Origin of the sequence: Thalassospira tepidiphila MCCC 1A03514, assembly GCF_001662875.1 — a bacterium.
GTDB lineage: Bacteria > Pseudomonadota > Alphaproteobacteria > Rhodospirillales > Thalassospiraceae > Thalassospira > Thalassospira tepidiphila.
This window is the reverse complement of record NZ_JPVZ01000004.1, coordinates 168,105-194,044: the sequence shown is the minus strand read 5'-3', so window position 1 is coordinate 194,044 and position 25,940 is coordinate 168,105. Positions and strand designations below refer to the sequence as shown.

The 25,940-nt window shown below is 55.6% G+C and carries 23 protein-coding genes; 5 read left to right on the top strand and 18 right to left on the bottom strand.

All coding sequences use genetic code 11. From position 1 onward, the window contains the following. Window positions 1–19: 19 nt before the first annotated feature. A complete protein-coding gene (gene fabG, locus TH4_RS11150; RefSeq protein ID WP_064781162.1) occupies window positions 20–799 on the bottom strand; it encodes a 3-oxoacyl-ACP reductase FabG in 780 nt (259 codons plus the stop codon). A gap of 249 nt (window positions 800–1,048) precedes the next feature. Here fabG and TH4_RS11145 point away from each other — a divergent pair, with 249 nt between their 5' ends. Together TH4_RS11145 and TH4_RS11140 are read left to right on the top strand one after the other, a co-directional pair. Further along, window positions 1,049–2,050, top strand: a complete 1,002-nt coding sequence (locus TH4_RS11145) for a phosphotransferase enzyme family protein (protein WP_083997067.1) — start codon at window positions 1,049–1,051, stop codon at window positions 2,048–2,050. Continuing rightward, entirely contained in the window at window positions 2,047–3,381 is a 1,335-nt protein-coding gene (locus tag TH4_RS11140) for an aspartate aminotransferase family protein (RefSeq protein ID WP_064781161.1), read from the top strand. Before TH4_RS11145 ends, TH4_RS11140 begins: the two co-directional genes overlap by 4 nt. Before the next feature lie 23 nt (window positions 3,382–3,404). Here the strand turns inward: TH4_RS11140 and TH4_RS11135 are convergent, their stop codons facing one another. From TH4_RS11135 to TH4_RS11105, 7 genes are all read right to left on the bottom strand, one after another. After that, window positions 3,405–4,178 carry a DeoR/GlpR family DNA-binding transcription regulator gene (locus TH4_RS11135; RefSeq protein ID WP_064781160.1) on the bottom strand — a complete coding sequence of 258 codons (774 nt, stop codon included), beginning with the start codon at window positions 4,176–4,178 and terminating at the stop codon, window positions 3,405–3,407. 53 nt (window positions 4,179–4,231) lie between these two features. Beyond that, window positions 4,232–6,040: a methyl-accepting chemotaxis protein gene (locus tag TH4_RS11130; protein ID WP_064781159.1), complete on the bottom strand. Its 1,809-nt coding sequence runs from the start codon at window positions 6,038–6,040 to the stop codon at window positions 4,232–4,234. A 204-nt stretch (window positions 6,041–6,244) separates the two neighbouring features. Next, entirely contained in the window at window positions 6,245–8,008 is a 1,764-nt protein-coding gene (locus TH4_RS11125) for a methyl-accepting chemotaxis protein (protein ID WP_064781158.1), read from the bottom strand. 214 nt (window positions 8,009–8,222) lie between these two features. Next, the gene (rlmH, locus tag TH4_RS11120; protein WP_044827170.1) at window positions 8,223–8,681 is read right to left on the bottom strand and encodes a 23S rRNA (pseudouridine(1915)-N(3))-methyltransferase RlmH; all 459 of its coding nucleotides are present in this window, start codon (window positions 8,679–8,681) and stop codon (window positions 8,223–8,225) included. An 84-nt stretch (window positions 8,682–8,765) separates the two neighbouring features. Beyond that, window positions 8,766–9,155 carry a ribosome silencing factor gene (gene rsfS / locus TH4_RS11115; protein WP_051007601.1) on the bottom strand — a complete coding sequence of 130 codons (390 nt, stop codon included), beginning with the start codon at window positions 9,153–9,155 and terminating at the stop codon, window positions 8,766–8,768. 55 nt (window positions 9,156–9,210) lie between these two features. Further along, window positions 9,211–9,819 (bottom strand): nicotinate-nucleotide adenylyltransferase, encoded by a 609-nt coding sequence (locus tag TH4_RS11110; RefSeq protein ID WP_064781157.1) that lies wholly within the window; start codon window positions 9,817–9,819, stop codon window positions 9,211–9,213. Then, window positions 9,816–11,102: a glutamate-5-semialdehyde dehydrogenase gene (locus TH4_RS11105; protein WP_064781156.1), complete on the bottom strand. Its 1,287-nt coding sequence runs from the start codon at window positions 11,100–11,102 to the stop codon at window positions 9,816–9,818. Before TH4_RS11105 ends, TH4_RS11110 begins: the two co-directional genes overlap by 4 nt. A gap of 251 nt (window positions 11,103–11,353) precedes the next feature. Between TH4_RS11105 and TH4_RS11100 the strand changes: the two genes are divergently transcribed. Beyond that, a complete protein-coding gene (locus TH4_RS11100; RefSeq protein ID WP_064781294.1) occupies window positions 11,354–13,228 on the top strand; it encodes an ABCB family ABC transporter ATP-binding protein/permease in 1,875 nt (624 codons plus the stop codon). Between the two features lie 43 nt (window positions 13,229–13,271). Here TH4_RS11100 and TH4_RS11095 read toward each other — a convergent pair whose 3' ends face one another. Further along, entirely contained in the window at window positions 13,272–14,228 is a 957-nt protein-coding gene (locus TH4_RS11095; RefSeq protein ID WP_064781155.1) for an AEC family transporter, read from the bottom strand. Window positions 14,229–14,313: 85 nt separating this feature from the next. On the opposite strand from TH4_RS11095, the gene TH4_RS11090 reads away from it, so the two are divergent. Beyond that, window positions 14,314–14,928, top strand: coding sequence for a DUF4269 domain-containing protein (locus TH4_RS11090; protein ID WP_167351214.1), 615 nt, complete (start codon window positions 14,314–14,316; stop codon window positions 14,926–14,928). Here the strand turns inward: TH4_RS11090 and TH4_RS11085 are convergent. Both TH4_RS11085 and nadB read right to left on the bottom strand, forming a co-directional pair. Continuing rightward, the gene (locus TH4_RS11085) at window positions 14,925–15,374 is read right to left on the bottom strand and encodes an MOSC domain-containing protein (RefSeq protein WP_064781154.1); all 450 of its coding nucleotides are present in this window, start codon (window positions 15,372–15,374) and stop codon (window positions 14,925–14,927) included. The two genes, TH4_RS11090 and TH4_RS11085, sit on opposite strands and share 4 nt — an antisense overlap. After that, a complete protein-coding gene (nadB, locus tag TH4_RS11080; RefSeq protein ID WP_064781292.1) occupies window positions 15,375–17,021 on the bottom strand; it encodes an L-aspartate oxidase in 1,647 nt (548 codons plus the stop codon). Between the two features lie 237 nt (window positions 17,022–17,258). Here nadB and TH4_RS11075 point away from each other — a divergent pair, with 237 nt between their 5' ends. Next, window positions 17,259–17,705: a GFA family protein gene (locus tag TH4_RS11075; protein WP_064781153.1), complete on the top strand. Its 447-nt coding sequence runs from the start codon at window positions 17,259–17,261 to the stop codon at window positions 17,703–17,705. Here the strand turns inward: TH4_RS11075 and TH4_RS11070 are convergent. From TH4_RS11070 to TH4_RS11040, 7 genes are all read right to left on the bottom strand, one after another. Beyond that, a complete protein-coding gene (locus tag TH4_RS11070) occupies window positions 17,696–18,670 on the bottom strand; it encodes an SAM-dependent methyltransferase (RefSeq protein WP_425337455.1) in 975 nt (324 codons plus the stop codon). The genes TH4_RS11075 and TH4_RS11070 overlap by 10 nt on opposite strands. Window positions 18,671–18,764: 94 nt before the next feature. Next, complete coding sequence (locus TH4_RS11065; protein WP_064781152.1) at window positions 18,765–20,066, bottom strand: esterase-like activity of phytase family protein; 1,302 nt, start codon at window positions 20,064–20,066, stop codon at window positions 18,765–18,767. A 166-nt stretch (window positions 20,067–20,232) separates the two neighbouring features. Then, window positions 20,233–20,838 carry a flavin reductase family protein gene (locus TH4_RS11060; RefSeq protein WP_064781151.1) on the bottom strand — a complete coding sequence of 202 codons (606 nt, stop codon included), beginning with the start codon at window positions 20,836–20,838 and terminating at the stop codon, window positions 20,233–20,235. Between the two features lie 79 nt (window positions 20,839–20,917). Continuing rightward, on the bottom strand, window positions 20,918–22,207 hold the full coding sequence (locus tag TH4_RS11055) for an amidohydrolase family protein (RefSeq protein ID WP_064781150.1): 1,290 nt from the start codon (window positions 22,205–22,207) through the stop codon (window positions 20,918–20,920). A gap of 48 nt (window positions 22,208–22,255) precedes the next feature. Further along, window positions 22,256–23,197: an ABC transporter permease gene (locus TH4_RS11050; RefSeq protein ID WP_062955907.1), complete on the bottom strand. Its 942-nt coding sequence runs from the start codon at window positions 23,195–23,197 to the stop codon at window positions 22,256–22,258. Between the two features lie 11 nt (window positions 23,198–23,208). Beyond that, window positions 23,209–24,279, bottom strand: a complete 1,071-nt coding sequence (locus TH4_RS11045; RefSeq protein WP_064781149.1) for an ABC transporter permease — start codon at window positions 24,277–24,279, stop codon at window positions 23,209–23,211. Then, window positions 24,276–25,883 (bottom strand): ABC transporter ATP-binding protein, encoded by a 1,608-nt coding sequence (locus TH4_RS11040; RefSeq protein ID WP_083997064.1) that lies wholly within the window; start codon window positions 25,881–25,883, stop codon window positions 24,276–24,278. The genes TH4_RS11045 and TH4_RS11040 overlap by 4 nt, the downstream gene beginning before the upstream one ends. Window positions 25,884–25,940 lie beyond the last annotated feature (57 nt).

Here is a 25,940-nt window from a genome sequence, read left to right as displayed (position 1 = left end):
TTTTGCGCGGGATGAAGGCTTAGATCTCTTCAAGTGCCTCAAGCGATTCTGGCAGGATCTGACCGCCATCGACCACGATCTGCTGGCCGGTGATATAGGCCGCTTCATCGGATGCAAAGAACAGGGCTGCATTGGCGATATCCTCGACACTGCCCAGACGTTTCAGCGGGATCGAGTTTGCCATCGAGCTCAGATATTCTTCGCCAAGATCGGCCAGACCCTCTGTCATGATATTGCCAGGCATAACGGCATTGATTGTCGTGTTATAGCGCGACAATTCCATGGCAGCCGTCTTGATAAAGCCAAGCTGGCCGGCCTTTGACGCGCCATAATGCGACCATCCCGGATAACCGGTAACCGGCCCGGTGATCGAGGACGTGATCACCACGCGGCCCTTGCCGCTTTTTTCGAAATAGGGAATGCAGGCCTTTACGCACAAGAAGCTGCTTTTAAGGTTGGTCGACATCACCTGATCCCAGTCATCCGCCGTCATATCGACCATCTTGACCTGTGGAAAGATGCCGGCATTGGCGCACAGGATATCAATCCCGCCAAAGGTCTTGGCCGTGTAGTCGGCAAGCGCGCTTACCTGATCAAAATCCGAGACATCACACAGGAACATATCGGCGGTGCCCCCGGCGGCCTTGATTTCATCCACCGTCGCGGCTGCGTCCTTTTCGGTGCGGGCGGCGATCATAACCTTTGCGCCCTTGCTGGCAAATACCTTGGCGATGCCCTTGCCAATGCCCTTTGAGCCACCGGTGACGATGACGCTTTTGCCGGAAATCGAAGTCAGCATGGTCGATCCTTTCGTGAAGTCATTGGGCAATGCGCCAGCTTCGCGGTGTGCTGCGGATTGCCGGTTCCCTGATTGTGCGCTGCGTTATGTTTTCTTGATGATTGGTCGAAATATTCCGTGATGCAACAAAAAATGTTGCAAGTTACACATTTTGTGCCGCATTATTCACAAAATAGCACTGAGACGGTCCTGAAACGGGGCGCAACGCCCGTTTCAAGGCGGTCACGAAACAGCGACAGGAGGCATCAATTGGGCGGCATTTACGATGACAACATGATTGATGTCCTGAAAGAGGGCGCCATATCAGTCCTTCCCGGTTGGGGCATGGGGCCGGATGCCGAGGTGTCGCTTTTGACCGTTTCGGAAAATGCGACCTTTTTGGCAACCGATCCAAATAGTGGTGCAAAACTGATCCTGCGTGTTCATCGGCCGGGCTATCACACCCGTGCGGAAATCGAGTCTGAACTCGCCTGGATCAATGCGCTTCGGGCCAGTGACATTGTCAAAACACCCAAGCCACGCATGCGTAGCAACGGGTCACTGGTTGCCGAGTTTGATCAGGGCGGGGTCAGTCGCCATGTGGTCGCGTTTGATTTTATGCGTGGCACCGAACCGTCCGCTGATGAGGCGCTGGTGGATGGATTTTTCAAGCTGGGCGCGATCAGTGCGCGCCTGCATGGTCATGCGCGGCAATGGACGCGATCGGTTAATTTTGTACGCAAAAGCTGGACATTCGATACCACCCTTGGCGCCAATCCGTATTGGGGGGATTGGCGGGACGCACCGGGCCTTGATAACGATGGTCTGGCGTTGCTTGAACGTCTGTGCAGCCATCTTGATCAAAAGCTTGCGTCTTTCGGAATGGGCAATGATCGCTATGGTCTGATCCACGCCGATTTGCGTCTGGCGAACCTTCTGGTCGATGGCGACCGGCTGGGTGTGATTGATTTCGATGACTGCGGGTTTGGCTGGTTTGGCTATGACTTTGCCGCCGCCATCAGCTTTATCGAGCTTGATCCGATTGTCCCGGCGCTCAAGGAAGCCTGGGTCGAGGGATACCGGACCGTTGCACCGTTTTCGGCCAGTGACGTGGCGATGCTTGATAGCTTTGTTATGCTGCGTCGCCTGCTTTTAACCGCTTGGATTGCCAGCCATCCGGAAACACCGACCGCGCAGGAAATGGGCACGGGCTTTACCGCCGGGACCCTGCAAATGGCGCAGGACTATCTGACAGCCGAGAATGTGAAATGAAGCCTGTGCGCCCTATCCTTGATATGAACGCCTATGATGGCAAAACGTCTTTCGCGCAGACCAAGGAGGGCGATGACCTTTTGTCGCGCCGCATCCGGAACTTTGGCGCGGCATCGGTTCTGTTTTACCGCGATCCGATTGAAATGGTGTCGGGATCAGGCTGCTGGATGACGGCGGCGGATGGCACCAGCTATCTGGATTTCTATAACAATGTGCCCTCGGTCGGGCATTGCCACCCGCGCGTTGTTACCGCCATGGCCGAACAGGCCGCGAAGCTTAATATCAACAGTCGTTATCTGCATCAGACGACCGAGGAATACCTCGATCAGCTCAAGGCGACATTTCCGAATTACCTTGAAAATATCGTCCTGACCTGCAGCGGCAGTGAGGCCAATGACCTTGCTCTGCGCATTGCACAGCGTGCGACGGGTGCGCGTGGTTTTATCGTGACTGAGTCCGCCTATCACGGCAACACGGCGGCGGTAACCGACATTTCGCCATCGGCGTTGAAACGTGGCCAATTGCCTGATCACGTGATTGCCATTCCGGCCCCCAGCAAGCTTACATACGGCGATGATATCGCCGCTGGTTTTGCCGATGAGGTCAATAAGGCCGCACTTGTTTTGCAGGATCGCGGATACGGGGTGGCGGCCCTGATCGCCGATAGCATTTTTTCCAGTGACGGTGTGTTTTCCAACCCGCGCGGTTTCTTGCGTCTGGCTGTCGCGATTGTGCATCGGGCAGGCGGGCTGTTTATTGCCGATGAAGTGCAGCCGGGTTTTGGCAGAACCGGTGATGCCTTTTGGGGCTTTGCCCGACACGATGTCGAACCCGATATCGTCAGCATGGGTAAACCGATGGGCAATGGTTTCCCGATGGCGGGCATTGCGGTGCGGCCGGAATTGCTCAGCGCATTTTGCGACGATGTCGGATATTTCAACACCTTTGCCGCAAGCCCGGTGGCCTCGGCGACGGGGCTGGCCGTTTTGAATGTCATCCGCGATGAAAACCTTCAGGCCAATGCAGCACTTTGTGGCAAATCATTGCGTGAAGGGTTGCTGCATCTGGCTGATATTGATGGCCGTATCAGCGATGTGCGCGGGGCTGGGTTGTTTATCGGTGTTGATCTGTCACCCGATGGTGATCCAGCCAACCCTAGCGGGCAACTGGTCAGTGACATCATCAATGCCATGCGCGAGAACCGGGTTCTGATCGGGGCGGCCGGGAAATACGGCCAGACATTGAAAATCCGCCCGCCACTTTGCTTGAAATCGTCCGAGGTTGATTTCTTTATCGAGGCGCTGGCGAAGTCGCTGCGCGCCTGTCGCTAAGCGTCCGGACTGCGATTTAGGGATCAGTTACGCGTCGCCGCCTTGATCATGCAGCCACCGGCACGGATGGTTTCATCAAGAACCCCCATCGGGCTTTCATCAGTCACCAGAACATCGACCGACGTCCAGTCGCAATAGCGCGCCGGGAAGGCCTGATTGAACTTGGTGTGATCGGCAACGATCATGCTCCGCGTCGCGCGTTCCATCATGACGGAATAAACGTCAGCTGCCTCAATAAGGGCATCACTTGCCCCGTCACCGTCAAGGCCACTGGCACCCAATATGGCCCATTCCACCCGATAGTTTTCGAGAAAACGCACGGTCTGCGCGCCATGCATCGCACCTTCCTGTGCGTGATAAAGGCCGGGCGCCATGATCACCCGGATCGTCGGGTTGATGGCAAGAACCGTGGCAACGCCAAACGAATGGGTGATGACGGTGAGATCCGTCATGGTCACCGCCAGTCGTTTGGCGACATGAACCGTGGTGGCCCCTGATCCGATCATGATATGGCGCGCCCCGGCCAGAACCGGCACGGATTGTTTGGCGATGCTTTCGCGTTCGGCAATGTGAAGCTGATGGCGTTCATTCAAGCCCGGTTCGCTGGCCTGACGACGGACAGCACCGCCATAGGTACGGTTGATCAGCCCTTGCGACGTCAATTCGTCAAAGTCGCGTCGAATGGTTTCATTCGAGACATTCAAACGTTCGGCCAGATCCGCGATCCGCAATGACGGTTCGAGGTCCAGTTCGCCAAGAATGCGTTGTTGTCGAAGGGATTTCTTGTTTGCTGCCATGACGCGATGATAGTGCCCGGACCATCATCGCGCCAGCCGTTTTAAGCAATCCGTCAATCGGAATTCAGCCCGTATTTACGGCAGTGGGCGTGGTAGCTGCTGGCAAGTTCATCCGCCCCGATCAGATTGCCGGCTTCGTCCTTGTAGGTCAGATGATGTTCAATCGGCTGACCCTGCCAAAGCTTTTCAATCTCGGCCCGTTTCGGCGTCTTGCGAAAATCGGCAATGAAGTCGTTGATGGCGCAAAGCAACGGATAGGACGCAGGTTCCGCTGCGACCGCCGCGACATAGAAGAACGGGTGCGGCAGGATCGGCTTGGGCAGAACTTCCAGACGACCATGCCACCGGCTTTGCGGGTTTTTCGATGCCCAGTAAAACACAGGATGGTCCCCGGCAAAGGCATCAATCGCCCCGTCGGCAACCGCGTCATGCACACGCGAAATATCGCCATAGGCGATCATGTTCGAAAGCTTGGCAATACCACCGGGTTTGTTTTCATTATCCGCCCAGCGAAGGCCGACGTCTTCAAGCACGGCAAGGGCAGCGGGGTCATTAACCGTGCCCAGTACCTTCCCCTCAAGATCGGCAATGGTGTTGATTGATGTGTTGTCCGGGCGGCGGATCAGCGAAAAGTTCAGATAGGTGTAGGTATCTGAAAACGCGACACCCTTATAAAAGTCGCTGGGCGGCAAGGCACACCAGACAACATCGGCGGGTGGTTGTCCGGCCTTTTTGCCAACAAACAGAAGTTCGGTCAAAAGATCCCACGGATGTTCAATGAACTCGCACTCAACGCCGATGGATTTGGCAAAGGCCTCGGCATAGTCGATATCAATACCATGTAGCGGCCCGCCTTTTTGCGGGTGGAATGATGCCCCGACCAGTGCCGGGTCAATCGCGATGCGGATTTTGCCGCGCGCCTTGATGTCGGCAAGACGGTCATAGGCCGGATCTTCGGGAATGTAACTGGCGGCCAGAAACTGCGAAAGCTTGGTCGATACGTTTGCTGTATCGGTGGTGCAGTTTGACAGTTTGGCGATTTCGCCTGACGCCCAGCTTACTTTGCTGCGTGTGCGGGCTGATGAGTCTTTGCTGGCATCGAGTAGTTCAAACACGACCTGGTTGTGGCCGCTGATATGTTCAAGGCGTCCCGACATCTGGGCAAAGCGATCCTTAAGCCCGCCAAGCGCCTCTTCGATTTCACCACCCAGGCTATCAAGGTCATTGCCGATATTGCCCATGCTTTCGCGCAAAGATTTGGTGACATCGGACAGATCAATCAGATCGACGGCCTCGTTGGTGCGCTGCATGGTGCTTTGCGCCAGATTGCCAACCTCCTTGGCCACCACAGCAAAGCCGCGGCCATGTTCACCGGCGCGGGCGGCCTCGATCGTGGCGTTAAGGGCGAGCAACTTGATCCCCTTGCCGATGTCTTCAATCGCACTCAGAACCTTTGCAGCACCTTCGGCCTTGGTTTCCAGGTCCTGACTGATCTTTTCAAGATCGCCACGAATGGCATCGGTTTTCGACGATACCGTTGCACGCGTGCTTTCCTGCACGTCGTTGGCGGTATGGGTGCTTTCTTCGATTTCGCGGCGTGTCTGTTCAAGGCCGGTGCGCAGATTGTTGGATCGCACATCGATCTCGCGCATCAGGCTGTCTTGGGTTTCGCCCGCCGTATTGGCGAATTTCAGAAGATTTTCAATGTAATCAAGGGCCGTGGAAATACCGCGCATCAGCCCGTCAAGTTGGTCGGCTTGTGATGGTGGTGCATCCGCCTGCATGGGCTGAGTGTTTGATGATTGTTGCGACCCGTCCTGATCGACCAGGTCCGCACGCGGCGCCAAGATGGTTTCTTCCATTTTTCAAAGCCTCACCACTGCCACTGAATTTTGTGAATTTTTATTTCTTATAAGGAAACTCTATCGTCGGGCGGAAAATGTTGCAAGGCAGCATATTATGAAAGTTGATAACAGGTGCTGTGATGCCTTGAAGTTGCAATGCTTTTCGAATCTCGCAGGGCGCCTGGCACCGGCACACCAGAATTTTGTGCTGCGTTGCAATGCCTAGTGCTCGGCAATGCCGAACTTGCGGCAATGAGCGTGATACAGGGTTGCCAGTTCATCAGCGCCGATCAGGTTTCCGGCCTCGTCCTTGTAGGTCAGGTGATGCTCAAGCGCCTGGCCCTGCCACAGTTTTTCGATGTCGGCGCGCGCAGACGTGCCACGGAATTCGGCAATGAATTCGTTGATCGCACACAGCAATTTCCAGGATGCCGGTTCGGCGGCGACCGCGGCAGTATAGTAATAAGGCAGCGGCAGGATATTACCCGGCAGGACTTCAATACGGCCATGCCATGGGCTTTCCGGGTTATTTGCGGCCCAGTGGAAGATCGGCTGATCGACCGCAAAGGCATCAACGGCCCCGTCGGCCAAGGCATCGTGCAGGCGTGTCTGGTCGCTATAGGCAATCAGGTTGGAAAGTTTGGCGATACCGCCCGGCTTGCTTTCATTATCCGCCCAGCGCAGCCCCTGTTCTTCAAGAACCTGAAACGCCACCGGATCGTTGATGATACCCAACACCTTGCCATCAAGATCAGAAAGGCGATTGATCGCCGTATTCCCGGCCCGCCGACAAAGCGCGAAGTTGAGATACGTGTAGGTATCAGAATAAGCGACACCCTTGTAAAAGTCGCTGGGGGGCAGGGCGCTCCAGACCACATCGGCGGTCGGTGCACCGGGCTTTGCGCCAACAAAAAGAAGCTCTGTCAGAAGATCCCAGGGATGTTCAACAAATTCACATTCAACGCCCAGCCACTTGGCAAGTGCCCTTGCGTAATCGGCATCAAGGCCGCGCAGCGGATCATTTGGCTTCAGGCGGAATGACAGCCCGACAAAGGCCGGTTCAATGGCAATGCGGATTTTGCCGCGCGCCTTGATATCGGCCAGTCTGTCATAGGTTGGACCATCATGCAGGTGATGGGACTTCAAAAACTGTGCAAGGTTGTCATGCGCCAATGTCGCATCCGAAAGGCTTGTGCTTAGTGCCTTGGTATCATTGTGTGCCCAGGTGACCTTGCCGCGTGTGCGGGCCGATGCATCCTTGCTGCCCGCCAGCAATTCAAACACCACCTGATTGTGCTCGGAGATGTCAGATAGCCGTTCCGACATGTTGGCAAAGCGTTCCTGAAGGGTGGTAAGCGACCCTTCGATTTCATTGCCAAGGCTATCAAGGTCATTACCGATACTGGCCATGCTTTCGCGGAGCGCCTTGGTGACATCCGAAAGATCGATCAGGTCAACCGCCTCGTGGGTGCGCTGCATGGTGCTTTGCGCCAGATTGCCGACTTCCTTGGCAACAACGGCAAATCCACGGCCATGATCACCGGCGCGCGCAGCCTCGATCGCGGCGTTAAGGGCCAAAAGCTTGATGCCCTTGCCGATATCCTCAATCGCGCTCAGGACCTTGTTCGCACCTTCGGCTTTGGTTTCCAGTTCGGCGCTGATGCGTTCAAGGTCGGTTCGGATGGCATCGGTCTTTGCGGCGACCGTGGCGCGGGTGGCTTCCTGAACATCATGGGCAACAGATGTGCTGTTTTCGATCTCGCGCCCGGTATCATCAAGCCCTGCACGCAGATTGTTTGATCGCATGTCAATTTCGCGCATCAGGCTGTCCTGGGTTTCGCCCGCCGTATTGGCAAATTCCAGAAGATGCTGGATGTAATCCAGTGCGCTGGAGATCCCGCGCATCAGGTCTTCGATACCAGCACTGGTTTGGGCGACCTTGCGCGCAGTTTCGCCGTCCCGCGTAGCCAAAACGGTTTGTTCCATATTCAACGCCTTACCATTGCCCAAGAGTTATTCTTTGATTTTGGGAATATTTTTTTCTTGTGGGGAATGTTAGCGGCGCTGTTTGTATGTTGCAAGGCAGCATGGGTTAAAACGAGAAAATATCTTTATTTTCTCGGGCTTAAGTTGAGCTACGGTATAGGGTGCCTTGCACTGCAGGTAGGGCCTGTCCCTATCTTTATGCCGCGATGCGGCATTATTCGCGGTGATAAGGATGATTGGTCTGAATGGCGTGGGCGCGAAACAGCTGTTCGGCAATCAGGGCACGCACCAGCATATGCGGCCATGTGGCCTTGCCCAGCGACCAAAGCGTATTGGCCCGTGATTTCAGGGCCGCGCCATGCCCGTCCGCCCCGCCAATGGCAAAGGCGATATTGCCAGCATATTGATCCATCCAACCTTCAAGCTTTTGCGAAAACTCGATCGATCCATACTCCTTGCCGCGCTCATCCAGCGCGATCAGGAAGGCATTTTCAGGAATGACGCCAAGCAGAAGCTCTGCTTCACGGTCTTTAAGCTGATTGGGGGGGAGTTTCTTTTTTTCTTCGACTTCGCGCAACACAAAGGGCCAGCGCAGTCGGGCGGCGTAATGGTCAAAAAGATCTTTCTCGGGGCCGGCTTTCATCCGTCCCACCGCAGCAAGGGTGATTTGCATGTCGTCGATCCAGACCGTTACGCAAGATACCTGTTTGGCGCCGTTACCCGCCTTGCTTGGGCAGGCGCCAAACAGCGCGGGCTGTTAGTACAGCCGCGCTGCCTGCTGTTTCAGAGCCGGGTTTTCAACGCCCCACATCTCTTCGATGTTGTAAAAGGCACGAACTTCCGGACGGAAAAGATGAACGATGACATCGCCCGTATCGACCAGAACCCAGTCACCCTGTTCCTTGCCTTCGGCCAATGCACGGCCCTGACCGGCATCCTTGATGGCTTCGACAAGGTGTTCAGCCATGGATGCGACCCGGCGCGATGACGAGCCGGTTGCGATGATCATGTGATCGGCAAGGGAGGTTTTATCGGTCAGATCAATGGTAACAAGGTCTTCGGCCTTGTCATCTTCGAGCGTTCTCTGGATCAGCGAAAGCATTTCGCCGGAGGTCAGAGTCTGTTTTGCGGTACCTATGGTCGCCACCTTAATGTTTCGCGCGAAGGCCGGACTTCACCGGCCAAATACATCGCTGCGATGCTTACACCTGCCATCTGCCTTCGGCGCGAATTGCGGTCGAAGAGGCCGGATGGCGCTTGATTGGCAGGTATACCCAGGCCGGAACATCCAGATCGGCCAGCAAACCCGCCCTGTCCATGGGAATGCGCCAGCGTTCCATACGGCGCGCGGCGGTCCCGGACAATGCGTTGTTAGAATACCCTTCACGGTCGAGAACCGCAATGGGAGCACGTAAAATCAACCTTTCCCACCATTTCCATTTATGGAACTGGGCCAGGTTGTCTGCTCCCATCAGCCAAACGAACTTTGTTCGGGTAAAACGGCGTTGCAAGGCTGCAAGAGTGTCGGCCGTATAGCGGGTTCCAAGCTCGGTTTCAATTGCAGAAACAACAATGCGGGGATGCTTTGCCATCATCAGTGCCGAATCAAAGCGGTCGGCAAGGTCGGCCATGCCGGTTGATGACTTAAGCGGGTTTTGTGGCGAAATCAGCCACCAGACCGCATCAAGCTGTAGGCGTTTCAACGCTTCGAGCGATATGTGAAGGTGACCTTCATGGGCGGGATTGAACGACCCGCCCAACAGGCCGACCCGTGGTGGGGCCGCATGTGATCTGGGGGCAGATGACGTCATGGACGGGTCTGACCGTTACCACGAACAATGTATTTATAGCTGGTCAGCTGTTCGACTCCGACCGGGCCACGTGCATGCAGCTTGCCGGTCGAAATGCCGATCTCGGCCCCCATGCCAAATTCGCCACCATCTGCAAACTGGGTCGATGCGTTGACGATGACGATCCCGGAATCCACCCCGTTGAGGAAGGTGGCCGCTGCGGTGGCGTTTTCGGCAACAATCGCATCGGTATGGTGCGATCCGAACGTGTTGATGTGATCAACCGCCTCTTGCGCGCCCGACACAACCTTGATCGACACAATCGCATCAAGATATTCGGTGACCCAATCGTCGGCGGTGGCCGGTTTGATGCGGCCATCAATCGCCTGTGCGGTTTCATCACCGCGAAGTTCGCAGCCCTTGGCAACCAGTGCCTCGGAAATGCGGGGCAACAGACGGCCTGCGACCGAACTATCGATCAGGATGGTTTCCGTCGCACCGCAAATCCCGACACGGCGCATCTTGGCATTGACGACAATGTCGACCGCCTTTTGCGGATCGGCACTGGCATGGACATAGGTGTGGCAAAGCCCTTCAAGATGCTTGAACAGCGGAATGCGGCTTTCATCCGTGATACGTGCAATCAGCGACTTGCCCCCGCGCGGGACGATGACATCAATGTAATCCGACAGTTTCAGCATCTCGCCAACGGCGGCACGATCCGTCACCGGGATCATCTGAAGGGCGTTTTCAGGAAGGCCCGCTTCACGGATGCCAGCCACCATGCAGTCAAAGATCGCACGCGATGAGTGGAAGCTTTCAGACCCACCGCGCAGGATGGCGGCATTTCCCGACTTGATGCACATCGCACCGGCATCGGCCGTCACGTTCGGGCGGCTTTCATAGATGATGCCAATCACGCCAAGCGGGACAGATACGCGTGCGATATCAAGGCCGTTATGTTCCGGGCTCCAGCGCGCCAGCTCACGACCGACGGGATCGGGCAGCTCGGCAACGGCCTCAATCCCCTTGGCAATGCCTTCGATGCGATCAGAATCCAGTGCCAAACGGTCCAGCAACGCCGCCGTAAGGCCCTTGGCGCGACCGGCTTCCATGTCCTTTGCGTTGGCGGCAAGGATGGTATCTGCGTTTTCGCGCAGTTTGGCGGCTGCGGCCTTAAGGGCGGCTTCCTTTGGCTCGGCCGGGACCTGTGCGAGTTCGAGTGCCGCCTTGCGGGCCTTGATTCCCATATCGCGCATCAGTGCTGCGATATCCTGGCTTTCGATACTGGCAAGCGCCGTCATGGTCCTGGTTCCGTTCCTGTCATTCTGGCCAGTGCAAAACGCACTTGGCCAATTGTTCTGAGATTTTATCAACAAATTGGCAAAATAGACATCAAACCGGCTATCTGCAATGTCCTTGAGTGGATAAAGCACGCTGAATGCTTGCCAAATAGTGCGTAGCGGTCCATCTGTTGATGACACAAAGAGATGACATGCCGTGCACATACCGCAATGCTGCCCGGTTGCTGATTGGGGATAAGGTTTTGAAAAATATGGGTTCCGATCAACCGACTGCGCGTGCAGAGTTCGGCGTTGTGAAGACGTTCCTGCCCTATTTGTGGCCGCGCGGCGAGTTTGAGCTCAAGGTGCGTGTTGTTCTGGCTCTGCTGTTTCTGGTCGGGGCCAAGGTGGCAAACGTTTATATCCCGGTGCTGTACAAATACGCGGTCGATGCCCTTGGCGGTGGTGACAAGGCTGGTGATGCGGCGGCAAACGCCGCCCAGTCGGGATCAACAGATACCACAGCCCTGATTGTCGTGCCGGTGGCGCTGATTGTCGGTTATGGCCTTGTGCGGATTCTGGTTTCGGCCTTTGGCGAGATGCGTGATGCGGTCTTTGCCAAGGTGGCCCAGCGCGCCATCCGCAGATCTGCGCTGAGCGTTTTTGAACATTTGCATGGATTATCCCTTCGGTTCCATCTGGACCGTCAGATGGGCGGGCTTTCGCGTGCGATTGAACGCGGGGTGAAGGGCATTGAATTTCTTTTGTCCTTCATGCTGTTCAACATCCTGCCGACCTTGCTTGAGATCTTCATGGTCTCGATCATCCTGTGGGCGCTTTATGATGTCTGGTTTGCGCTGATCACCTTTACCACCATCGTGATTTATATCGTCTTCACGCTGGTGGTGACCGAATGGCGCATGAAGTTTCGTCGCGAAATGAACAAGCGCGATGACGAGGCCAATACCAAGGCCATCGACAGTCTGATCAACTACGAAACCGTAAAATATTTCAACAACGAAGCCCATGAATCGACCCGCTATGACAAGGCGCTGCGGGGCTATGAAGTTGCCGCTGTGCAGTCGCAAGTCTCGCTTTCCAAGCTCAATGTCGGGCAGGGTGCGATCATTGCCGTCGGCCTTGTTCTGAACATGCTGCTGGCCGCGCAAGGGGTTAAGGACGGCACCATGACGGTCGGTGACTTCGTTCTGGTGAATACCTATTTGCTGCAGCTTTACATGCCGCTCAACTTCCTTGGTTTCGTTTATCGCCAGATCAAGCAGTCGCTGACCGATATGGAACGCATGTTCTCGCTTCTTGATGTCGAAAAGGAAGTCGAAGACAAGGCGGGTGCCAAAAGCCTTGCCTGTGATGCGGCAACCGTCCGGTTTGAAGATGTGCATTTCTCCTACAACCCGGATCGCAAGATCCTTAAGGGGGTCAGTTTTGAAGTGCCGGCGGGCAAAACCGTTGCCGTGGTCGGGCCAAGCGGGGCGGGTAAATCGACCCTGACGCGCTTGATGTTCCGGTTTTATGATGTGTCGGGTGGCAAGATCACGATTGATGGTCAGGATATCCGTGACGTCACACAGAATTCGCTTCGTCGCGAAATTGGCATCGTGCCGCAAGATACCGTCCTGTTTAACGATACCATTGCCTATAACATTTCCTATGGCCGGCCTGGTTCGGAACAGGGCGAGATCGAAAATGTTGCCAAGCTTGCCAGCATCGACGGATTTATCGCAGGCCTTCCCGACGGCTTCAAAACCATGGTTGGCGAACGTGGCCTGAAACTTTCGGGCGGTGAAAAGCAACGCGTGTCGATTGCGCGCATGTTGCTCAAACGTCCGAAAATCATGATCTTTGACGAAGCGACGTCTGCCCTTGATACCCGCACCGAAAAGGATATCCAGCAGGCGCTTCGTGAAGTTTCGCGCGGGCATACAACCCTGATTATTGCACACCGACTGTCCACCGTGATTGATGCCGATAAAATCATCGTGCTGCGCGATGGGCAGGTGGCCGAACGTGGCCGCCATCAGGAATTGCTGGACCGTGATGGTCTGTATGCCGAGATGTGGGCCCAACAACAGGAAATCCGCCAGGCCGAGGAAATCCTCGCCCACGCGGGAGAAATTCCGGGCTGATTTTTCTGCGGGCAGATTTGAAAATGTGGTTTCGGGCGGTTGCCTAAGGCAATGGCCCGAATACCGCGGTGCTATCAAGCAACCAAAGTGCCGTGCTGATGGTGATAAAGGACAGCGATGTGGCTGCCATCAGGGATGCCGCGCCCATTGCTTCGTGCCCGTAGCGCTGACAATAGATCGGGTAGACGCTCAACATCGGGGCACAGGCATAACCGACAGCAGCGATCTTCATCACCGGATCAAGATCGGGGACAAGTCCCAGCAAAAGGAAAATGATCAACGGGTGCAGCACAAGTTTGCCAAACACGATGCGCGCCATGTCGAAACGCAAACCGCGCAGTTTGAGCCCAACAAGTCCTCCACCGATGACAAACAGCGCCACCGGGCCCGACGCCGAGGCCAGCATATCAATCACCGAAAAGATTGGACCGGGCAACGTGATCCCGGAAATCGAAATGCTCATCCCGATCACGATGGCGACAATGATTGGATTGCGTGCAAGCCGGGTAAAGGTCTTGCGCAGAATTTGCCAACGACTGGTGCCCTCTGCCTCGGCACTATCGCCTAGTATCAGGGTTAGTGGCGTGATCACCAGATTTTCGATGATAAAGCAAAGTGCCAGTGCAATACCCGCCGTCGGACCAAGCAGCTGCAGAACAATCGGATAGCCGATAAAGCCGCTGTTGGACATCGACATGCCCATGCCTTGCAGGGCGGCATTCTGTTGACTTTTCTTGGCGATCAATCGGGCAAAGAAATAGCCCAGCGCAAACACGATCAAGGACCCGCTGCCATATGCCGCCAGATAGTTGGTGTCGAACACCTTATTGATATCATGGGCGATTACGGTGCGGAGCAAAAGGCACGGCAAGGCAAAGTTAATGACAAATGCCCCCATGCCACGCGCGACCGTTTGCGCAACGATGTTGCGATAGACAGCGATATAGCCAATGGCGATGATCAGGAATATCGGCGATGTAATTGCAAGAATATCAAGCATCTGGGCCAGAGGCTTTCATTGTGGTAAGGCCATCATCAGCTAGCCCTCTATTGACCCAAGGTCAAGAAACAGAATGATTTCAAACATGAACCAAACGGTAATGGATTGGCCAGAAGGACTGGATGGCAATAGCTTTTCCGGGGTGGCCCGGCTTGCGAATGTGTCTCCTCGTGGGGCACGCGCGGCCGAAATTCTTGACCATCACCGGCTACTTGATTGTTTGGCGGCGTATCAGCCCGAGGTTGTCGGGACCTTGCCGCTTGCGATTGATACCCCGGATTCTGACATTGATATCCTGTGCAACGCCCCTGAATTGATGGTGTTTTCTGAATTTTCAGACCGGGCGTTTGGTCATTTTGATGGGTATCGTCTTCACAAGCGTCCTGCAACCAGCCATGTCGCGGCAGCATTGGTTGTCCGATTTGAATGTGACGGGCTGCCTGTCGAAATCTTTGCCACCGATTGTCCGACACGCTCGCAATACGGTTTTGTCCATATGCTGGTTGAGGCGAGGATATTATTTGTGATGGGCGGTGAATTTGCCAGTCAGGTCAGGGCGCTGAAGCAAGACGGGACCAAGACAGAACCAGCCTTTGCCAAGCTTCTGGGATTGTCTGGCGACCCGTATATTGAGATGGCTGAACTTGTCAGCCTTTCGCCACCACAGCTTTGCCAACGGCTTGGTGTTGGTGGAAACTAGGTTTCCTCGGTCACCGGATCACCAATGGTCATTTTGCCACCTGCGATCACGCGACAGGTCACACCACCCCGCCAGTCTGGTCTCAAAGCTTCTTGCAGTCCCATGGCAACCGCATCCATACGATTGCACGGGTCAGTTTCACCGGTAATTTCAAACACGACGTCACCGATTGAAAGTTTGCTGCCTTTGCTGCGTGGCAAGGCAATCCCGCGGACAAAAAGGTTGGCGCGGCGTTCGGTCCAGTGAATGTCATCGCGGCCGATTTCGTGGCATGCCGCCTGCCAGTCTTCTTCGGCCAGAATGGTGACCTGACGTCGGCGCACTTTGCCGCGAAAATCCCCATCGATACCAAGTTCGGTTGTGACTGCGACGCTTTCAAGGCTTTCCATCGGGGCACGCGGGCGTGCCTTGCGCGCGATACCTACAAGTTTGGCTTTATCGACCATTCAGGTTTTCCATTGGCCGGAGATCACCCAACGACCTGCGAAGTTTTCCGGCACCAGAATGGTCTGGCGCGGCGTGCCACTTTCATCAAGATCAGGGTAATCGGTGGTGTAATGCAGCCCCCGACTTTCGCGACGCCACAGGGCAGACTGAATGATCAGCTTGGCAACGACAGACAGGTTACGCAGTTCGAGAAGGTCATTGGTCACACGGAAATTGCCGTAATATTCATCGATTTCCGATAACAGCAAATCAACACGGTGCTGAGCGCGTTGCATCCGCTTGGTAGTGCGCACAATGCCGACAAAGTCCCACATTACGTTGCGCAGCTGTTCCCAGTTATGGGCAACAATGACTTCTTCGTCGGAATCCGTGATGCCGGTTTCATCCCAGTCCGGGATCGGTTTGAAAAGGTCCTCGACCGGCAGGGCTTCGATAATGTCCTTTGCCGCGGCCTCGCCAAACACAAGGCATTCCAGAAGCGAGTTCGATGCCAGGCGGTTCGCACCATGCAAACCGGTGCCGGCGCATTCGCCAATGGCATAAAGCCCGGTCAGATCAGTACGCCCGCGCAGATCCGTCAGAACCCCGCCGCAGGTATAATGGGCCGCCGGAACAACCGGGATCGGTTGCTGGGTCATGTCGATGCCGTAGCTCAGGCAATTTTCATAGATGGTCGGGAAGTGTTCCTTGATGAAATCTGCCCCCTTGTGGGTGATATCAAGGTAAACACAATCCGCACCCAGACGTTTGAGTTCATGGTCAATCGCGCGCGCAACGATATCACGCGGGGCCAGTTCGCCACGTTCATCAAACCGGTCCATGAAGCGTGTGCCATCAGGCAGCAAAAGCTTGCCACCTTCACCACGTACGGCCTCGGAAATCAGGAAGGATTTGGCTTGCGGATGATAAAGGCATGTCGGGTGGAACTGGCTGAATTCCATGTTCATTACCCGGCAACCCGCACGCCAGGCCATGGCGATACCATCGCCCGTTGACCCGTCCGGGTTGGAGGTGAACCGGTAAACCTTGCTTGCCCCGCCGGTGGCAAGAATTACGGTGCGCGCATTGAATGACTTGACCTTTCCGGTACCAAGATCAAGCGCATAGGCCCCGATGCAACGGCGGCCTTCGCCGCCGAACTTGCGATCGGTCACCAGATCAATCGCCAGATAGTTTTCAAAAACATCAATATTCGGATGATTGACCGCCTGCCCCTGAAGCGTCGTCTGAACCGCACGCCCGGTGGCATCTGCCGCGTGCACAATGCGCCGGTGGCTATGACCGCCTTCGCGGGTAAGGTGGAACGGCTGATTGTTATGCCCATTGGGATCACGGGTCAGTTGAATGCCAAGTTCATCAAGCCAGGCAATTGCCTTTGGCGCATTGGTAGCGACGAATTCGACGGTTTCGCGTTTGCAAAGGTCGGCCCCTGCAACCAGCGTATCACGCACGTGGTTTTCGATGCTGTCGGCGGCATCAAGGACGGCGGCAATACCGCCTTGCGCCCAGTTGGTCGATCCATCATCGATCTTTCCCTTGGAAAGAACGGCGACTTTTACATGCGGGGCAAGTTTGAGTGCCGTGGACAAACCGGCAGCACCACTGCCGATAATAAGCACATCATACTGGAAAGAATTTTCGGACATTTTTTCCCATCGCTTTCGGGCGGTGCCAGATGGCGGAAACTGGCGCGGTGGCGTCAACATCGGGCTCCGAACAGAGGCGCAGAATAGGACTGCTTTTAGCCAATCTCAAACATATTTGTCTGAAATGGTGTGATGATTTCTGTCCGCCTGTGTCAGATTTATTGCGCGTTGCTTGCAAATGGCCGCGAAGCAGACAGATTAAGAAGGACCACCCAATACCAACCAGGGGAGTTTGCTGTGGGCAATTCTGCGCACAAGGAGACGGTTTATCGCGGTGGATGTCATTGCGGCGATGTCCGTTATGAAGTTCACGGGCCGATTGACGATGCCGTGATGTGTCACTGCGAACTGTGTCGCAAGCTGCACGGACATGTCAGCTCTTATGCCCGCTTTGACCGCCATCACCTGAAACTGGCCAAGGATGACGGGCTGCGGTGGTATCGCATGTCTGATAAAACCGATCGCGGATTTTGCAAGGAATGCGGCACCGCCCTGTTCTGGCGCCCTGTGCGCAACGACAATATGGCGCTGATGCCCGGAACTCTTGATGATACAAAGGGTATGACCACTGTCGGGCAGATTTATTGCGCAGATAAAGGGGATTACTATCCGCTTGATCCGGCAATTCCCCAACATGATCACTCAGACAAGGCCGAAAATGCTGCCGTTGCTGATCAGTCCTGATCGGTAACGCCAGGCACCTTCATCCAGGTCAGTTCGTGCTTGTTGTTATACAGATGCACGACCTTCGATCCGGGAATATCGGCAAACTGGGTGATCGCGGAATAGTCCGTATCACCCTGCAATTTGATGGTGCAGATGAAATTGGTTGCCATCCCGGCATCCATCCACTGATTGACCAGCGTAAACAGGCGATCCGGATAGCAAATCACGTCCGAGCACAGCCAATCAATATAGCCGATTTCTTCAGGGTTCAGGCCAAAGGCACTTTCCTGACGGAAATCAACGCGGGGCAGATTGGCGATCTTTGCATCAAGGCGGGCCTTGTCGATGGAAATCACGTCGGTGCCGAATTCATGCAAAACCCAGGTCCAGCCGCCGGGGCTTCCGCCCAGATCCATGGTGCGATCACCGGCCTGCGGATAGGCGCCAAGCCGGGTGAAGGCCTCCCAAAGTTTAAGGTAGGCACGATTTGGCGGGGTGACCTTGTCTTCTTCAAACTCGACCTCACCGTTTTTCCACGGGCTGGAACAATCGGCCGATGCAATGATCGTATCGGGATCAATCAGCGTCCATGATCCAAGCGGTGCGGTCGGTGCCGGTTCGCCAAATACCTGACGTTTTGCCGAAACATGGGGCAGGTGGCCTTCGATCAGTTTGGCGCGCGAAAAATGGTCGAACTTGAAAAGCGCCCAGTTGCGCTGATTGAACTTCAGGATTTTGGCCGCACCCTTGATCGACGGGATGGCAATGCGCACCGGATTGCGCCAGACATTCTGCGCCCAGAATACACGCCGCTCCGGACCGGGCGCGAACATCAACCGGTCATGGCGTTCAATGACGTCGCCAAGTTCTGCTTCAAGTTGATCCTCAAAGCCGACAGGAGCGAGGTAGCCGGTGGCATCCATCGGCTCGATTACGGCATTAACGCCGTCCGGGGTATCGAATGTCTGTGTGTTTTCCATCATGGGCCTGCTTTTACGCCGTTTTGACCCAATAAAAAAGCGGGAAAGCTGCATGACAGCTTTCCCGCCTGTGATTGTCGAGAAGTAAGACGACAGATCAGAATTTGTCAGCCTGAACCAGACCGTCGATCAGGATAACCTTGGTCAGATCGCCCTTGATGCCAAAGTCATTGTCGTTGATCATCGCAAGTGCACCGTCGCCCATGATGGCAAGGCCTTCAAGCTTGTTCGGGGCTTCCGGGTAGTCGGCGCTGTCAAAACGAAGCGTCTTTGAAACCGCGGTAAGATTGATGCTGCCAAGATCGTTTTGCTGTTCCAAAGTCGGGCTGGTCGACATGTCATCCCAGCGGGTGGCAAGGATGTTGGTCGCACCTTTAAGTTCGACTTCATGCAGCTTCGTGGTCTTGTCAGTGCGTTCAAGCACCAGAAGACGGTCATTGCCCAGGGCGAGAACTTCGGAAATACGCGGTGCGTTCTGTTTCTTGGACGGATCGTTGCGGAAGCTCTGCGGGTCATCCAGCTGATAGACATATTCGCCGCTCAGTTTTGACGCGGCGCGATCATAAACGAACAGGCGCGTGTTCTTGGCCGCCTTGTAGGCATCGGCATTTGGGTTGGCCAGCGGATTCTGAACCATGAAGTAAAGCTTGGTTTCATCCGGTGATACCGCCATGGATTCAATGCCGCGGTTGGTCTGACGTTTGACCAGAATGGCCGGAAGGCCACCGGTGACTTTATAAGCCGAACCTTCGAAATCCTTTTCCGAACCAGCCGGAACGATGCGTTCGATAACGGTGCCATCCGCTGCCACATGCAGGATTGACGGACCGTTTTCTTCACCAATCCAGTAGGACCCGTCAGATAGACGAACAATGCCCTCGGCATCGATCGAGGACACCGACTGTTCAAGCGGATTGCCATTGGCATCGACCGGCTTTTCGGTTTTCGCCACTGTCAACTTGTTGGTCAGGCCGGTCAACGGCACACCATTTTGATCTTTCAGCGTAATGACGTCCTTGACGTCAAAGCTGCCATCATCATTCAGGAAGATGGTGTAGATCGAGGGCGAATAATCTGGGGTCGGATAAACGCGGACTTTCTGGCCCTTGCAAACCTGATCGGCCGAAACACCAAGGACGGCTTCAACATCGCCACAGACAAAGTTCGGGCCACGGTCAGAAACGGCATAGAACATGTTGGCCGGATCGCCTGGGCGGCGGTATGCGCCGGAACCAAAGCCGACGGTAAGCGCGCGTGCCTTGCCGCCATCAACCATGACGGTTGAAAGGTTGTTGATCGCGCTCTTGGTTTCAAAAACCTTGGCCTCGGCTGCCATGGCAGAACCCGCCATCAGCATGGCGGTAACACCGAAAAGACCGGCTGCAAACGTCCGTTTCATCACTGGGAATTCCCCGAAAAATTTCACAAAAACACCTAAGCTCAAGCCCGCAATGTTCGGGCGAACTGTGTTCCTGTTCACATTAAGGGTTCTGTGTGACAGTTTGTTTGCACTTGAGCGTCGCTTTGATGAAACAAATCAGACGCTTGGCCAGGTTTGGAATGTACTACTTCCAGAAATCCTCGCGCCGGACCGTGAAGGTTTCCGAAACGCTGGCATATTCCTGATAGCCAAGCCGCGCGAGCGGTTCAAACAGGGTAATATCAACCATACCATCGCGAATGATGTCATCATCAATATGCAGGCCCACAACGGTTCCAATCACCATTGCGCACGGGCGATCCGGATTGGCGCTTGGCAGATCGACAATCTGGAACACTTCGCATTCCATATGGATCGGCACGCCCTTGATCAAGTGCGGTTTGACGCATTTAGCCGGCAGCTTTTCCAGCCCGGCATATTCAAACTCATCTTCGCCCGGCGGCAACGGGGCGGAGGAAAAATTAAGTTCTTTCAGCATCGCCTTCGGCGCAACGCCAACAACGAACTCGCCGGTATCGCGCGCATTGCGCAAACTGTCGACCGACCCGCCCGACGAAAACATTACCATCGGCGGATTGCCATGCACCGCATTGAAAAAGGAATAAGGCGCAAGGTTGGCCCGGCCTTCTTTATCGAGTGTCGATACCCAGCCAATCGGACGCGGCGCCACACAGGCCTTGAACGGATCATGTGGAAGGTTGTGGGCGGTTTTTCCGGGCTCGTAAAACATCGGGACGTCCGTTTTTGGTTGGCGGTGTCTTTTATCCGACTGCAAAAAGCAATCAGATCACTTGATCATACGTCATATTTCATTGTCCCGGCGCGTATTCGTGTTCGCGTACATGATCCGGGCGGTCGGATAGATGCAGGCGTGTCTGCGCCATTGGCGTTTCGGCGATGATCTTGCCCCGGCGGATAACGAACAGGCGGTTGGCGCGCATGCGGATGGCCTCAATCGTGTCGCGGGCCTGCAGGATGACGAAATCGGCATTGTTGCCAACTTCAATACCGTATCCTTCAAGATCCATGATCTTGGCCGGTTCTGTGGTGACGGCGTCAAAGCAGGCGCGGATATCATCGCGCGACGTCATCTGTGCGACATGTAGCCCCATCGATGCAACTTCAAGCATGTCGCCAGAACCCATCGAATACCAGGGATCCATCACGCAATCATGACCGAATGCAACAGTAAGCCCGGCCTTGCGCAATTCCGGCACACGGGTCATGCCGCGACGCTTCGGATAGGTATCATGACGGCCCTGAAGCGTGATGTTGATCAGCGGGTTGGCAATGGCGGAAACTTCTGCCTCGACCATCAGGGCGATCAGCTTTGAAACGTAATAATTATCCATCGAGTGCATGGATGTCAGGTGTGAGCCGGCCACCCGGCCCTGAAGCCCCAAACGCTGGGTTTCATAGGTCAGCATTTCGATATGACGCGACAGCGGATCATCAGATTCATCGCAATGCATATCGACCATAAGCCCACGGTCCGCCGCCATTTCGCAAAGTTCTTTGATGCTTTGTGCACCATCGGCCATGGTGCGTTCGAAATGCGGAATGCCGCCCACAACATCGACACCCTTATCAAGGGCGCGGATGGTGTTTTCCTTGGCGGTCGGGCTGCGCAAATAACCATCCTGCGGGAAGGCGACCAGTTGCAGATCGATATAGGGTGCGACCTGTTTCTTGACTTCCAGCAAGGCATCAACCGCCAGCAACCGGTCATCGCAAACATCGACATGGGTGCGGATGGCAAGCAGACCCTTTGATACGGCCAGATCGCAATATTTAAGCGCGCGCTCAATCACCGCTTCGGGGGTCAGAAGCGGTTTAAGTTCCCCCCACAACGCGATGCCCTCAAGCAACGTGCCCGACTCATTCATGCGCGGCAGACCAAGTGACAATGTCGCATCCATATGGAAATGGCTGTCGACAAAGGGCGGGCTGACCAGCATGCCACCACAATCAAGTACCTCGACCGAGGGCACATCGATATGTTCGGCAATCTCGATGATCTTGCCGTTCTGACACGCGATATCGACACCGGTTGGGCCGTTGGCGATATTGGCGTTTTTCAGGATCAGATCGGGTTGCATGATGTCATCCTTGGTCTGGTGGTGGCAGTCATAGTTGGGGTGCAGTGCTTAACGCTGGCCCTTGAACCATGGCACAAGAAGTGCCTTGGGGTAATCGGCTTTGCGGGCGACAACAATAAGCGCAATGATCGACAGGATATAGGGCATCATCAGGAAAACCTGCGATGGCAGGAATGCGCCGACCTCGGTCTGCAGGCGTACCTGAAACGCATCAAACGCGCCAAAAAGCAACGCACCGATCAATGCCTTACCCGGTCGCCAGCTGGCAAATACGGTCAGCGCAATACAGACCCAGCCACGGCCATTGATCATGCCGAAGAAGAACGCATCAAAGGCCGACATGGTCAGAAACGCCCCGCCCAATGCCATCAGCGATGAACCGACAACGACCGCCCCAATGCGAAGGCCATAAACCGAAAGTCCCTGTGCCTCGACCGAGGACGGGTTGTCGCCAACCGCACGGATCGCAAGACCAAGCGGTGTGCGATACAAAACCCAGCCGGTGACAAACACCAGAACAAGGGCGAGCATTGTCATGGCCGTTTGCGAAAACAGCGCCTGACCGATGAAGGGTAGGTCGGACAGGAACGGTATATCAAGCGGACGGAACGGTTCGATCCGCGGCGGGGACGAAACATCGGGCAATGCCGTGCGATAGGTGAAATATGACAGACTGGTCGCAAGCAACGTCACCCCGATGCCTGACACATGCTGGCTTAGCCCCAGTGGCACGGTCAGGATCGCATGGATCAGGCCAAAGAAGCCCCCGGCAAGGGCGGCAACCAGCACACCACCCCAAAGCCCGGCACCCAGCCACACGGCCATCCAGCCCGCCATGGCACCGGCGGTAAAGATGCCCTCGATCCCAAGGTTAAGCACACCGGCGCGTTCGCAAATCAAGGCACCCAACACGCCAAAGATCAACGGGGTCGCAATGCGAATGGCGGCTTCCCAGAAGCTGGCGGCAAGAAGAATATCAATGATTTCCATGGTCTTTCCCCTCAGCCTTGCGCCGATTTGCGATCAAAGTGAACCCTAAACCGGGTCAGGAACCCGCCGATCAAAACGCACAGCAACGCCATGGCAACGATCAGGTCTGCGAGATAGCTTGAAACGCCAATCGCACGGCTCATGGAATCTGCCCCGACAAAGACCGATGCAACAAAAAGCGCCGACGCAATCACCCCAATGGGCGACAGACGGGCCAGCATGGCCACCACGATCCCGGCATAGCCATAACCAGGCGAAAGGTCAGTTGCGAGGTACCCGCGCGTTCCAGCCACTTCCGATACACCGGCAAGTCCTGCCAGACCGCCTGATAGGGCGGCGACAAGGATCATGGTTTTGGTCACCGAAATGCCGGAAAATCTGGCAGCAGCGGCATTTTCCCCAACCGCACGAATTTCAAAACCCCAAACCGTGCGTTTGACGAAAATCGCCAGTGCGACGGCCGAAACCAGTGCGATGAGAAGCCCGATATGCACCCGCATGCGGTCAAGAAGGGCCGGAAAAGCTGCACTATCAATGATCGGTTCAGACTGCGGCCAGCCCATCGACATCGGGTCTTTAAGCGCCCCTTCAAGCATCATCTGCACGAACAGCAACACGATGAAGTTCAAAAGAAGGGTGGTGACGACCTCGTCCACACCAAGGCGGGTTTTCAAAAGCGTCGGGCCAATCAGCATCAGCGCACCAGCAGCCATGCCAGCAATAATCACGACCGGGATCATCACCCAGCTTGGCCCGTCAATCACACCCGAACCGACGGCAACGGCGGCCATGGCCCCCATGTAAAGCTGGCCTTCAGCGCCGATGTTCCAAAGCTTGGCCCGAAATGCGATGGCGGCCGCAAGTCCGGTGAGGATCAGCGGGGTTGCGCGGGTCAGCATTTCAGAGGTTGAAAATACCGAACCGAACGCACCGCTGATCATAAGGCCATAGGCCTGAATAATCGGTGCACCGGCAAGGGCAAGTGGAATGGCGGCCAGAAGTATGGCGATGGTTGCGGCCAGAATCGGCACACCATAGACAAGAAACGGGCCGGGATTGCTGCGGGGTTCAAAGCGGATCATGCCGTTTCTCCCGGATTGGTGGTCGTCGTGCCATCGGGGGCATGCTGGGCTGTTTTTTGTCCGGCCATCATCAGGCCAAGCTCGGAGCGATCAATACTGTCGGTTGGCATGGCGGGCGTAATATGCCCGGCATGGATCACCGCGATCTGATCGGAAATGGTCAGAAGTTCATCAAGGTCTTCGGAAATCAGGATCACTGCGGCTCCGCCCTGACGGGCTTCAAGCAATCGACGATGGACTTCGGACTGCGCACCGACATCAAGGCCACGTGACGGCTGATTGGCAAGGATCAGCTTGGGCGACTTTTCCAGAACACGCGCAAGGATCAGTTTCTGTATGTTCCCACCTGACAAAAGGCGCGCCGGGGCATCAGGACCCGGGCAGCGCACATCATAATCGGCAATCGCATGTTCCGCACGTTTGCGGATGGCGTCGAAATCAAGGAAGCCTAGTTTTTGGTATTCCGGGCTTCGGACATCCTCAATCGCAATATTTTCGGCCACCGTCATTGATCCGACCATGCCATCGTGATGGCGGTCTTCGGGGATGCGTGCGATGCCGTTCTGCGCGAAGGTGTGGGCGTCAAACTTGGTGACTTTTTCGCCAAATATTTCGACTGTGCCGCTATCGGGTTTATCAAGCCCGGCGATCAGTTGCGCCAGCGCCGCCTGTCCATTGCCCGATACCCCGGCGATGCCAAGAATTTCGCCTTCCCGGGCGGTAACATTCACCCCATGCAGGGACCGGCGGGAATCTCCGCGATCAATGGTCACATCGGCAAGGGTGATAACCGGTTTTCCCGGCGCGCGCGGTGTGCGGCGGCTGACCGGGACTTCGCGACCGACCATCAGTTCGGCGATGGATTTGTGGTTCGCATCGCTGGTTTTCATTTCGCCAACCTTGGCCCCGCCGCGCAGCACCGCAATCCGGTGCGATACGGCAAGAACCTCGGCCAGCTTGTGGGCGATGATGATCACCGCAAGGCCGGTTGCGGCAAGTTTGCGCAGGATGGCAAACAGGCTGTCGGCTTCTTGCGGTGTCAGAACCGCGGTAGGTTCATCAAGAACCAAAAGCCGCGCATTGCGATAAAGCGCCTTGAGGATTTCAACGCGTTGCTTTTCGCCGACGGTCAATTTGTGCACCGGCTGATCCAGATCGACATTCAAGCCCGATCCGGCCATCAGTTCACCAAGCTTTGCACGCGCTGTGCTGCGATCACGACGGAGCCTGAAAATCGGTTCGGTCCCAAGGACGATGTTATCAAGACCGGTCAGGTTTTCGGCCAATGTGAAATGCTGGTGAACCATGCCGATCCCGGCATCAAGGGCTGCCTGCGGGGCGCCCGGTTCAAGCTGCTCAAGGTTACCATCGCGACCAGCAACCGTAACGGTGCCCTCGTCTGCGACATAGTGACCGAACAGGATGTTCATTAATGTGGTTTTACCTGCACCGTTTTCACCAAGCAGGGCGACGATTTCGCCCTTGTGAACGGTCAGGTCGATGGCGTTATTGGCAACGAGTGGGCCAAATCTTTTGGTGACACCTGCCAGCGACAGCAGCAGGTCTTGCGACGTTTCAGAGGATTTGTGCGCAGCAGATGACATTCGGGTAATCCGTTTTGTTTTTATGCGTCACGCTGTGGGGCAGTGGGCGGCTTTGTG

Coding starts and splice junctions, on each gene's coding strand:
- fabG (WP_064781162.1), bottom strand. CDS start 799: ATGCTGACTTCGATTTCCGGCAAAAGCGTCATCGTCACCGGTGGCTCA.
- TH4_RS11140 (WP_064781161.1), top strand. CDS start 2,047: ATGAAGCCTGTGCGCCCTATCCTTGATATGAACGCCTATGATGGCAAA.
- TH4_RS11135 (WP_064781160.1), bottom strand. CDS start 4,178: ATGGCAGCAAACAAGAAATCCCTTCGACAACAACGCATTCTTGGCGAA.
- TH4_RS11130 (WP_064781159.1), bottom strand. CDS start 6,040: ATGGAAGAAACCATCTTGGCGCCGCGTGCGGACCTGGTCGATCAGGAC.
- TH4_RS11125 (WP_064781158.1), bottom strand. CDS start 8,008: ATGGAACAAACCGTTTTGGCTACGCGGGACGGCGAAACTGCGCGCAAG.
- rlmH (WP_044827170.1), bottom strand. CDS start 8,681: ATGCAAATCACCCTTGCTGCGGTGGGACGGATGAAAGCCGGCCCCGAG.
- TH4_RS11110 (WP_064781157.1), bottom strand. CDS start 9,819: ATGACGTCATCTGCCCCCAGATCACATGCGGCCCCACCACGGGTCGGC.
- TH4_RS11105 (WP_064781156.1), bottom strand. CDS start 11,102: ATGACGGCGCTTGCCAGTATCGAAAGCCAGGATATCGCAGCACTGATG.
- TH4_RS11100 (WP_064781294.1), top strand. CDS start 11,354: ATGGGTTCCGATCAACCGACTGCGCGTGCAGAGTTCGGCGTTGTGAAG.
- TH4_RS11095 (WP_064781155.1), bottom strand. CDS start 14,228: ATGCTTGATATTCTTGCAATTACATCGCCGATATTCCTGATCATCGCC.
- TH4_RS11090 (WP_167351214.1), top strand. CDS start 14,314: ATGAACCAAACGGTAATGGATTGGCCAGAAGGACTGGATGGCAATAGC.
- TH4_RS11085 (WP_064781154.1), bottom strand. CDS start 15,374: ATGGTCGATAAAGCCAAACTTGTAGGTATCGCGCGCAAGGCACGCCCG.
- nadB (WP_064781292.1), bottom strand. CDS start 17,021: ATGTCCGAAAATTCTTTCCAGTATGATGTGCTTATTATCGGCAGTGGT.
- TH4_RS11070 (WP_425337455.1), bottom strand. CDS start 18,670: ATGATGGAAAACACACAGACATTCGATACCCCGGACGGCGTTAATGCC.
- TH4_RS11065 (WP_064781152.1), bottom strand. CDS start 20,066: ATGAAACGGACGTTTGCAGCCGGTCTTTTCGGTGTTACCGCCATGCTG.
- TH4_RS11060 (WP_064781151.1), bottom strand. CDS start 20,838: ATGTTTTACGAGCCCGGAAAAACCGCCCACAACCTTCCACATGATCCG.
- TH4_RS11055 (WP_064781150.1), bottom strand. CDS start 22,207: ATGCAACCCGATCTGATCCTGAAAAACGCCAATATCGCCAACGGCCCA.
- TH4_RS11050 (WP_062955907.1), bottom strand. CDS start 23,197: ATGGAAATCATTGATATTCTTCTTGCCGCCAGCTTCTGGGAAGCCGCC.
- TH4_RS11045 (WP_064781149.1), bottom strand. CDS start 24,279: ATGATCCGCTTTGAACCCCGCAGCAATCCCGGCCCGTTTCTTGTCTAT.
- TH4_RS11040 (WP_083997064.1), bottom strand. CDS start 25,883: ATGTCATCTGCTGCGCACAAATCCTCTGAAACGTCGCAAGACCTGCTG.